The 9453-nt window shown below is 70.5% G+C and carries 12 protein-coding genes and 1 riboswitch; of the genes, 10 read left to right on the forward strand and 2 right to left on the reverse strand.

Going from position 1 to position 9453, the window contains the following annotated elements; all coding sequences use genetic code 11:
- The first annotated feature begins 380 nt into the window (after positions 1-380).
- Positions 381-524, forward strand: a riboswitch (cobalamin riboswitch).
- A gap of 32 nt (positions 525-556) precedes the next feature.
- From QR77_RS09555 to QR77_RS09580, 6 genes are all read left to right on the forward strand, one after another.
- On the forward strand, positions 557-802 hold the full coding sequence (locus QR77_RS09555) for a CbtB-domain containing protein (protein WP_040020952.1): 246 nt from the start codon (positions 557-559) through the stop codon (positions 800-802).
- A gap of 19 nt (positions 803-821) precedes the next feature.
- On the forward strand, positions 822-1589 hold the full coding sequence (locus QR77_RS09560; RefSeq protein ID WP_040020954.1) for a CbtA family protein: 768 nt from the start codon (positions 822-824) through the stop codon (positions 1587-1589).
- 284 nt (positions 1590-1873) lie between these two features.
- Positions 1874-2290, forward strand: coding sequence for an anti-sigma factor antagonist (locus QR77_RS09565; RefSeq protein WP_078876577.1), 417 nt, complete (start codon positions 1874-1876; stop codon positions 2288-2290).
- A gap of 46 nt (positions 2291-2336) precedes the next feature.
- Positions 2337-2660 carry a putative quinol monooxygenase gene (locus tag QR77_RS09570; protein WP_040020956.1) on the forward strand — a complete coding sequence of 108 codons (324 nt, stop codon included), beginning with the start codon at positions 2337-2339 and terminating at the stop codon, positions 2658-2660.
- 101 nt (positions 2661-2761) lie between these two features.
- Positions 2762-4522 (forward strand): SMI1/KNR4 family protein, encoded by a 1761-nt coding sequence (locus QR77_RS09575; protein ID WP_052488636.1) that lies wholly within the window; start codon positions 2762-2764, stop codon positions 4520-4522.
- Positions 4519-5031, forward strand: a complete 513-nt coding sequence (locus QR77_RS09580; RefSeq protein WP_040020957.1) for a GNAT family N-acetyltransferase — start codon at positions 4519-4521, stop codon at positions 5029-5031. Before QR77_RS09575 ends, QR77_RS09580 begins: the two co-directional genes overlap by 4 nt.
- Positions 5032-5140: 109 nt before the next feature.
- On the opposite strand, the gene QR77_RS09585 is transcribed toward QR77_RS09580, so the two are convergent.
- Entirely contained in the window at positions 5141-5407 is a 267-nt protein-coding gene (locus tag QR77_RS09585; protein WP_040020959.1) for a hypothetical protein, read from the reverse strand.
- Between the two features lie 149 nt (positions 5408-5556).
- Here QR77_RS09585 and QR77_RS46545 point away from each other — a divergent pair, with 149 nt between their 5' ends.
- A complete protein-coding gene (locus tag QR77_RS46545) occupies positions 5557-5697 on the forward strand; it encodes a hypothetical protein (RefSeq protein ID WP_160310894.1) in 141 nt (46 codons plus the stop codon).
- Positions 5698-5748: 51 nt separating this feature from the next.
- On the opposite strand, the gene QR77_RS09590 is transcribed toward QR77_RS46545, so the two are convergent.
- Entirely contained in the window at positions 5749-6660 is a 912-nt protein-coding gene (locus QR77_RS09590) for a Gfo/Idh/MocA family oxidoreductase (protein ID WP_040020960.1), read from the reverse strand.
- Between the two features lie 415 nt (positions 6661-7075).
- Here QR77_RS09590 and glnII point away from each other — a divergent pair, with 415 nt between their 5' ends.
- The 3 genes from glnII to QR77_RS48445 form a co-directional block, all read left to right on the forward strand.
- The gene (gene glnII / locus QR77_RS09595) at positions 7076-8095 is read left to right on the forward strand and encodes a glutamine synthetase (RefSeq protein WP_040020962.1); all 1020 of its coding nucleotides are present in this window, start codon (positions 7076-7078) and stop codon (positions 8093-8095) included.
- A gap of 419 nt (positions 8096-8514) precedes the next feature.
- On the forward strand, positions 8515-9090 hold the full coding sequence (locus QR77_RS09600) for a winged helix-turn-helix domain-containing protein (RefSeq protein ID WP_040020964.1): 576 nt from the start codon (positions 8515-8517) through the stop codon (positions 9088-9090).
- Positions 9091-9215: 125 nt separating this feature from the next.
- Positions 9216-9453, forward strand: a 238-nt coding sequence (locus QR77_RS48445; RefSeq protein WP_040020966.1) for an NAD-dependent epimerase/dehydratase family protein, incomplete at its 3' end; no start/stop codon positions are given.

Here is a 9453-nt window from a genome sequence, read left to right on the forward strand (position 1 = left end):
GTCGCCGCCGGCAGTCCGGTGGCGGCGGCCAGCATCGCGGCCAGCCCCGTTCTGATGACGGTGCGCCGCTCCGGCCCGTCCCCTGCTGTGCGTGACATGCCCCTCCTCGACCGATCCCAGAATATTGAAACGTTTCAAAAACGGTACGCAGGAATCCGCCATCCGTTTCGAAGCGCCGAGACGCAGCGTAAGTGCCTGCCCCACGACCGTCCATAGCGCTGCACGCGCCACTTCCCCGGCGGCTCGGCCGACGGTTGTCAGACCCCTCTGCCCGACCCCGACCGTCCCCGAGCCGGCGCCGCGGCATGCCCGGGACCTGCCCGGAACATGCCCCGAGCGCGCATATGTGACCTATCCCGCCCGGGGCGGAGGCACGCTAGCGGTGCAGGTCGGCAGGCGGTACCGTCGCGTGGACATGACGACTGCGTAATGGAAGCCCGGTGAAAATCCGGCACGGTCGCGCCACTGTGTACCCGTAACAACTGCGGGAAGTCAGACCCAGCGCCGTCGTCTCAGGCACCACGATCGGGACGCGTGTTCCCCAGGAGGTTCAGCCATGGCACAGACCGCTGCCCCCGCCACCACCGGCACCATAGGCGCGCCGGGCATCTCCGGTACCCCTGCCATCACCCCCATCTCACTGAAGGCCATCGCCCCCTGGGCCGTCTTCTTCGGCATTCTGATGCTGATCATTCTCTACTTCGTCGGCGCCGAGCAGGGCGCCACCTCGGTCATCTCCGGCGAGAACGTGCACGAGTGGGTCCACGACGGACGCCACCTGCTCGGCTTCCCCTGCCACTGAGAAACCGGGTCCCCCTCTCATGAACTCCATATCTGTCAGGGCCCTGCTGGTCCGTGGCATGCTCGCTGGTCTCATCGCGGGCATCCTCGCTCTGGTCGTCGCCTATCTGCTCGGGGAACCCCGGGTGGACTCCGCCATCGCTTTCGAGGGCGCCCACAGTCATGAGCACGGCGTGGAACTCGTCAGCCGCACCTTGCAGTCGACCGCCGGTCTCGCCACCGGTGTGCTGCTCTTCGGTGTGGCGGTCGGCGGCATCGCCGCTCTCGCGTTCTGTGTCGCGCTCGGCCGGATCGGCGCGTTCGGCGCGCGGGCCACGGCGGCTCTGCTGTCGTTCGGCGCGCTGCTGACGGTGTATGTCGTACCGTTCCTCAAGTACCCGGCGAATCCGCCGGCCGTCGGGAACGCCGACACCATCGGCAAGCGTACGACCCTCTACTTCCTGATGATCCTGCTCAGCGTCCTGCTCGCCGTCGCCGCCGTCCTCCTCGGCAGGCGTCTCGCGCCCAGGCTCGGCAACTGGAACGCGACGGTCACCGCCGCGCTCGCCTTCATCGTCGCCGTGGGGCTCGCCTATGCCTTCCTGCCCACGATCAACGAGGTGCCGAAGGGCTTTCCCGCCACGCTGATCTGGCAGTTCCGGCTTGCCGCGCTGGCGATCCAGATCACGCTGTGGTCGTCGTTCGGGCTGCTGTTCGGCCACTTCGCCGAACGCCTTCTCGTTCCGAAACCGGCAACGGCCCCCGCTGCGACCGGCACGGAGCCCCGGGCGGCCTCCGCCGCCAACTGAAAGGGAACGTAAGGAGACCCGCCGCTGCCGGCACTGCCGGCCGGCGGGTTCCTTCGTGGTGTCGCACCGCTGTCATCCGTTGCTATCGGCATTAGCAAACAAACGTGGCACGGTAAAGGTGAGAAACATTTGTTCACCCTCACGGGTCTGTTGCCGACGGTAAGAACGTTTCTGCGCCCAGCTCTTGACTACCGTTCACAGGGTCGCCCCAGTCCTCGGCGGTGCTCGTGCGCACGGATCCATCTCGCACCCCAGCGGGAAGTAGCAGAGTCGAGGGGATAGACATGGGGCATTACACCGACCGCCACCCCACCTCGTGCACCCCGGATCCACGGCCCGATTCCTCACGCGCAGCCTTCAGCAGAGTCGTTCACGGCGTATCCCTCGTACAGCTCTACGGCGATATAGACCTCGCTTCCGTCCCCGAGGTACGGCCGCAGTTGGACGCGGCCTCCGAGCGGGACAACGCACGCCTCATCATCGATCTGCGGCTGACGGAGTTCTTCGACAGCTCCGCCGTGGAGGAGTTGCGCCGAGCCCGGCGGCGGATCCTGGAGCGCGGCGGTCGTATCGCGGTGATCTGCACCGACCCGTTCGGCCTCCGCATCCTGCGCGCGTCGGGGCTCTCGCCGACGCTGCCGCCGGTCTCGACCCTGGAGGCGGCGATGGCCCGTATCAGGGCCCCGGAATCGCCGGAGTGACGTCCTGTGCGGGCCCAGGCACAGGACCAGGGCCTACGGTGGACTGATGATTTTCATCGTCGTGAAGTTTCAGGTAAAGCCCGGTCACGCCGAGGAATGGCCCGCACGCGTGGCGGCCTTCACCTCCGGCACCAGGTCGGAGCCGGGCAATCTCTGGTTCGAGTGGTCGCGCGGCCTGGAGGACCCCAACACCTATGTGCTCGTGGAAGCGTTCGAGGACGGCGCGGCCGCCGCGCATGTGAACTCCGACCACTTCCGTGCGGGTCTCGACGCCATGCGCCCCCTGCTGGTCCATACCCCCGAGATCGTGAGCACCACGATCGAGGGCGCCAACGGCTGGAGTGAGATGGGCGAGCTGAAGATCGACTGATCGGGCCGGTACGGCGGCCGACAGCGGGCCGGTACGACACCTGCGCGCCGGATCTCCGGCGGCGCGGCGCCGCTGTCGGTGGTCGCTGGCACCATGGGCCCATGAAGATCTACAACTGGCGTCCCTTCCTTGAGCGGTGGAGTGCGGATTGGGTCGATTCGCCCGGTGAGAAGGCGCGGAAGGAACGGAAGGAGTGGACGGACGCGGACGAGGAGGTCCTGCGCGGGCGGTGGCTGGGATTCCCGCCCGCCGACGGGGATCGGATCGCCGCGCTCGAAGAGCGGCTGGACGTGACGCTGCCGCCGACCTACCGCTCCTTCCTCGCCACCACCGACGGCTGGCGCCATGCCGGACCGTCCATCCGGCTGATAGGTACGGCGGAGGACGCCGGCTGGTGCCAGGAGGCGCACGGGACGGGCGACGGCACCGAGGGAGGAGTGCTGGACGCCGAGGTGTGGGACAGGGCGCTGGAGCTGTCCGTCGACTCCGAGACGAGCGGCATCCTGCTCGACCCGGGCGATGTGAACGCCGACGGCGAGTGGGCGGCGTACGTCATCGGCGGCCACGGCGGCCGGAGCGGCGGCGAGCGGGCGGTGCGGTACGAGTCGTTCATGGAGCTGATGCAGGCGCTGTTCCGCCAGTTCCACCGGGCGAACAGCGGCACACCCGGGTTCGTCAACGAGACGACGCGCGAGCTTGACGCGGATGTCGAGGAGGCGCGGTCGGCCTGCCTCGCCGGTGAGGACATCGACGAGCAGCTCCGCGTGGTCGAGGACGCCGAGGCGCACGGGAGACCGGGCGCCCCCGAGCCGGCCGCCGAGATGCGGGCGTTCCTGCGCGGCGGAGGTGCGGGCGCGTCGGCCTCGTACGGGGACGACCTGCCCTCGTACGAGCCGCCGGGGGCCTTTGGCAAGGCCCTGACCGTGGCGCGCGAGCAGGCGCGGTGGGGCGACACGGACGCGGCGTGGGCCACCGTCGCCGGGGCCCTGGCCGAGTGGGAGCCGTACGGCGGTGAACGCGTGGCGCCCGTCGGGTTGCTCGCCGATCCGATCCTCGGACCGGTGATCACACCGGAGCGCGGACGGTACGTCCTTGAGACGCCGCGCGGCGAGGGCGGTACCGCCGACACGTCCGCCGCCGATCTGCCTGTCCCCCAGCCGGACGGGCTCACCTGGCTCGCCGAGCGGGAGGAGGTCGAGGCGGCGGACAGCACCTCCGAAGCGGGGTCCGGCTCCTACCGCTTCCTCCTCGTCCAGGGCGTCCCGCCCGAGGAGTTGGTCGCGCGGATCGGCCAGGGCCCGCTGCTGCCGCCCACCGACCGCGCCGGCCTCCGGTCGTATACGGCGGAGGGTGCGTCGGTGTCCCGGGTCGGAACGGCCGGAGAGGGCTGGAGCTTCGCCTTCGAGGAGGGCTTTGCGGACGGCTTCGATGACGGCTTCGAGGCCGCGCCCAAGAACGACGCGGAGATCCTTCCGCCGGACGAACGGCCGAGCGCGCTGGAGGAAGCCGCGTCGCGGGGCACCCGGTCCGTTACGGTCTGGCGCCGCCAGGGCGCCGGGTCGGCCGACTCCCCGGGCCTGTTCCACTTCTCGTACGCCGAGGACGGACGGCGGACGTACGGCTTCACCGTGCGCGGCGGCGAGATCCGGCAGTGGGGCGAGGTTCCCGACGCACTCGACCCGCAGGAGCTGTTCCCCGGTTCGGTCGAGGGTTCGGCCGAGAGCGGCACGGCCCTGGACCCGGACGACGAGTACGAGGCTCTGGCCGCGCTCGCCGAGGAGTTCGGCGTCTCGCTGCCGTGTCTCGCGCTCACCCACGGGCGGCTGCACGCCGTCGCGACCACCGCCTGGCACACGCCGTGACCGCGTCTGTCCGCGCCGAACCGATCGGCACCGAGCGGCTGGAGCTCCTGCCGCTCCGGGTCGAGCACGCCGACGAGATGGCCCTCGTACTGTCCGACCCCGCCCTGCACACCTTCATCGGCGGGGTACCCGAGACGGCGCCCGAACTGCGCGCGCGGTACGCACGTATGGTCGCGGGCTCACCCGAGCCCGAGGTCGTGTGGTGCAACTGGGTGATCAGGCTCCGCGCCGAAGGATGCCTGGCGGGTACGGTCCAGGCGACCGTCAGAGGTGCTGAGGCCGAGGTCGCCTGGATGGTGGGGACGCCCTGGCAAGGGCGCGGGATCGCCACCGAGGCCGCGCTGAGCATGCTGCGCGACCTCGAAACGCGGGGCGTACGGAGCTTCGTCGCCCACATAGCACCGGGGCACGCGGCCTCCGCCGCCGTCGCCACGGCCCTCGGACTGGCGCCGACCGAGGTGTGGAACGACGGGGAGATCCGCTGGCGCCGGCCCGGCACGGAACGTTGACCGGTCCGTCCGGTCGGTACGGGCGACGGTAGGCGAACGGGCAGGTCGGCAGGGGCGGCCCTCCCCTGCCGACGTGACCGCTTGATCGCCTGACCGCCCGATCGAGGGATCAGCGGATCAGATCACGCACCAGGTGGCATGTGATGTCGGACGGCGGGTGGATCCCGATCTTGGCCGCCGTGTTCCGTATCCGTCGGTTGCTGGCGTTCGCCGGGTGGTACACGCCGGAGTCGAGCAGGGCGATGGCGAGGCGCATCGCCTTGAGCCGGCGGTTGTGCGTCTCGTACCACTCGCGGGGCTGTCCCGCGGGCAGTACTTTGCGCTTGAGCGGGAGGCGGGTCTCGTACGGTTTTGTCGTGATTGTTGCTACGGCCATCTGCGACCTCCTGGCAAGGTGGTTGGTCGTGGTCGGTCCCTCACGAACTACCTTTATTTTACCCCCTCCCACTGACAATCACCCCTGGCCAGAGGGTGTTTGGGGAGTGACGGGAGGGAGCGCGGGCACCGCCTCAGCCGACGAGAAAGTTGCCGATCAGATCATCCGTACCGGCCGGAGCCCCGAGCGGCAGCGAATGGGACTTCGACGCGGCGGAGGTGGCGGCCGTACGGCGGTTCCTCCAGGGCGTACGGCAGGCGGTCACCCTGGAGGAACCGCGAGGCAGATGAACCCCCGCCGCCAGGGCGGGAGTTCACCGACAAGGCAACAGAACCGCCCTGCTACTTCGCGGCCCGCGCCGCCACCTGCGCCTCGGCCTCCGCCAGGATCTCGGTGAGCCGCAGCCCGAACCGTACGTCGACGTCGTGCGGCCGGCCCGTACGGATCGCCTCAAGCAGCGCGTCGATCGCCGCCTCGAAGGAGGTGACCGGGTCGCCCGCGTCGGTCGGCAGCGAGGTGGTGCCGTGCTCGCCGCTCAGCAGAACCGCCGTACCGCCGCCCGCCTTCGGCGCGCTCAGGCTCAGCGCCGCCGAACTCGAAGCCCCCGAGGTGTGGTGCAGCACGAGGTGGGTGAGGTCGGGCTCGGAGCGTACGGCCGTCACCTCCGTCACATCGCCGAGCAGCGGGATGAGGACCGAGAGCGCGTGCGGGCCCACGTCCCACAGCCCGCCCTTCTCGCGCCGCCAGGGCGATTCGGCGAACTCGCTGTTCGCACCGGTGCCGTACAGCGCGCCGAGCCAGTACGCGTGGGCCGTGAACCAGTCGCCCTTCGCGGCCTGTTCGTCGATCCAGCTCGCCGTCTTCGCCGCGAAGCGCATCGTGCAGAAGACCACCGAGAAGACACCGGCGGCCTCCGCGGCCTCGGCGACCTCGCGGGCCCCGGCGACGGTCGTGGCGACGGGCTTGTCCATGAGCAGATGGCATCCGGCCGCCGCCGCGCGTGCCGCGAGCGGCGCCTGTACGTCGGGCGGCAGGGCGAAGGCGATGGCGTCGCTCTCGGCGAAGAGGGCGTCGAGGCCGGCCTCGCCCGAGTGGGCCGTGGTGTCGTGGGTCGCGGCGAGGGCCGCCGCCGCCTCGGGGCGCCGCCCCCAGACGCCGCTCAGTTCGAGGCCGGGATGGGCGGCGAGGGCCGGGGCGTGCGTGCGCTCCGCCCAGGGGCCGGTGCCGAGGAGTCCGATACGTGGCTTGCTCATGCCGATCAGTGTGCCGCTCCCCCGCGACGGGACGGACGGCGGGAGGGTGAAACGGCGGCGAACGGGAGCGCTCCCCGGCCCGTACGGCAAGCGGGCGCACCCGGATGGACGAGCGGGCGCCGAACCGTTCAGCCCCGGATCCCGGGGCCCGGTATCAGGCGCCCCGCGCCGGCCGCACCGGGCCGGTGGAGCGCGTCCGGGCTGCGGGTTCGTGCCCCCTCGTGAATCATCACAGTGAGCCCGGCCGACAGGACGGAACCGGGTAACACGGGGTTCACGACGGGGCAACGGCCGGGAAATCACCGATTGCGAGGCTTCGCCTCAGCACCCCGAAACGTACGCCGGGGACCCGCGCACCCGCACCCCGCACACCCGCACCCCGTACACCCGCACGTCCGCGGAGAAAGAGGCCACCGTGACCTTCAAGGCCGAGTACATCTGGATCGACGGCACCCAACCGACCGCCAAGCTCCGCTCCAAGACGAAGATACTGGCGGACGGCGCGGACCTGCCCATCTGGGGCTTTGACGGATCGAGCACCAACCAGGCCGTCGGTCACGCCTCCGACCGGGTGCTGCGGCCGGTCTTCTCCTGTCCGGACCCCATCCGCGGCGGAAGTGACGTGCTGGTGATGTGCGAGGTCCTGAACATCGACCTGACGCCGCACGAGTCCAACACGCGTGCCGCGCTCGCCGAGGTCGCCGAGAGGTTCGCCGGACAGGAGCCGATCTTCGGCATCGAGCAGGAGTACACCTTCTTCAAGGGCGCCCGCCCGCTGGGCTTCCCCGAGGGCGGCTTCCCGGCCGCGCAGGGCGGCTACTACTGCGGTGTCGGCGCCGACGAGATCTTCGGCCGCGAGATCGTCGAGGCGCACATGGACAACTGCCTGAAGGCAGGGCTCGGCCTCTCCGGCATCAACGCCGAGGTCATGCCGGGCCAGTGGGAGTTCCAGGTGGGTCCGCTGTCGCCGCTTGAGGTCTCCGACCAGCTCTGGCTCGCCCGCTGGCTGCTCTACCGCACCGCCGAGGACTTCGACGTGTCGGCGACGCTCGACCCGAAGCCGGTGAAGGGCGACTGGAACGGGGCGGGCGCGCACACCAACTTCTCGACCCGGGCCATGCGCGAGGGGTACGAGGCGATCATCACCGCCGCCGAGTCGCTCGGCGAGGGCTCGAAGCCGCTCGACCATGTGAAGAACTACGGCGCGGGCATCGACGACCGGCTGACCGGGCTGCACGAGACCGCCCCGTGGAACGAGTACAGCTACGGCGTCTCCGACCGCGGCGCCTCCGTGCGTATCCCCTGGCAGGTGGAGCAGGACGGCAAGGGGTACATCGAGGACCGCCGTCCGAACGCGAACGTCGACCCGTACGTGGTGACGCGGCTGATCGTCGACACCTGCTGCACGGCGCTGGAGAAGGCCGGCCAGGTCTGACGGCCTGCCCACTTCCTGAGCACGTCCTGAGCACCTCCTGAGCACGTCACATTCCGGCCATGGGGCGGTCACCGCGACGGTGACCGCCCCATCGCTGTGCCGTCCGTCACTCACCCCGTCCCGAAACTGACCCTCTACGGTGCCGGGGTTTCTGCTTCAATGGGGTCATGGCCAGCTACCAGCACACCGCGACGGGTCGTATCGACCTGGAGCCGTTCTGGCCCTCCCGGCAGCATCACGACTTCGACCGCGTGTGTTGCCGCGCGAAGAACGCGCCGGCCCTCTAAAACCTGCTGAGCCTCCCTCTCCTCCCGCTCAGGTCAGGCTTTCGGTCGCCGCGCATGACGTACGTCCGCACTTCTCACGTCCGTCCCGCGACTCGATCTCTCGGGTCCTTCGCGCGAAAGAGCTGACCCCTCATGGCGAATTCCCGCCTCCCCGCCGTCACCCCCATCAACCAGAACCCGCTGCCGGGCGCCCGCCACCGGCTGCGCGCCGTCGACCGCGACGAGCCGGGACCCCGGACCGGCCAGGTCATCGACTTCCTGCCGCCGGGCGCCACCTGGCTGCCCGCGCCGCAGCACACCCTGCCCACGATCCCGGGCCAGCCGCCGATGGTGGGCTATCTGGTCCTCGTACCCGCCGATCAGGCGGCGGCGGTGCTGGCCGCCTCCGCGCAGTCCGCGGCGCCGGCCACCGGGCCGGACACGGAGGGCGGTCCCGTACTGATCGACAGTGCGGAGCGGACCGCCTCCGTGGACGGCCAGCAGATGGATCTGACGTACCTCGAATTCGAGCTGCTCGCCCACCTCGTGGCGCACCCGCACCGGGTGCACACCCGCGACCAGCTCGTCACCACGGTCTGGGGGTACGGGCACGTGGGCGACGGGCGGACGGTCGACGTCCATGTGGCGCGGCTGCGCCGCAAGCTGGGGGCGCGGCACCGCCACACGATCCAGACGGTCCGGCGGGTCGGCTACAAGTACGCGCCGTGACCCGGACGGTTCTTCCGTGACCCTCGCGGTTCTTCCGTGACCCGGCCGGTTCTTCCCCGACCGAGGTTCTTCTCACCGCGAAAGGGGCTGTTCAGGGCGGGCGTACGACCGGCAGAGTCGCACCCATGAGACTCCTGATCCTCGGTGGTACGGAATTCGTGGGCCACGCCGTCACGCAGGCGGCGCTCGCGCGTGGCTGGCAGGTGACCCTCTTCCATCGCGGGCGCCACCCGGCGCCTCCAGGGGTGCGGGTGCTCCTCGGCGACCGGACCGCGCCCGACGGCCTCGCCGCGCTCGCCGAGGGCGAGTGGGACGCCGTGGTCGATACCTGGTCGGCGGCGCCGTCCGCCGTACTCGCGGCGG

The sequence above is a fragment of the Streptomyces sp. 150FB genome, from assembly GCF_000818195.1.
Taxonomy (GTDB): domain Bacteria; phylum Actinomycetota; class Actinomycetes; order Streptomycetales; family Streptomycetaceae; genus Streptomyces.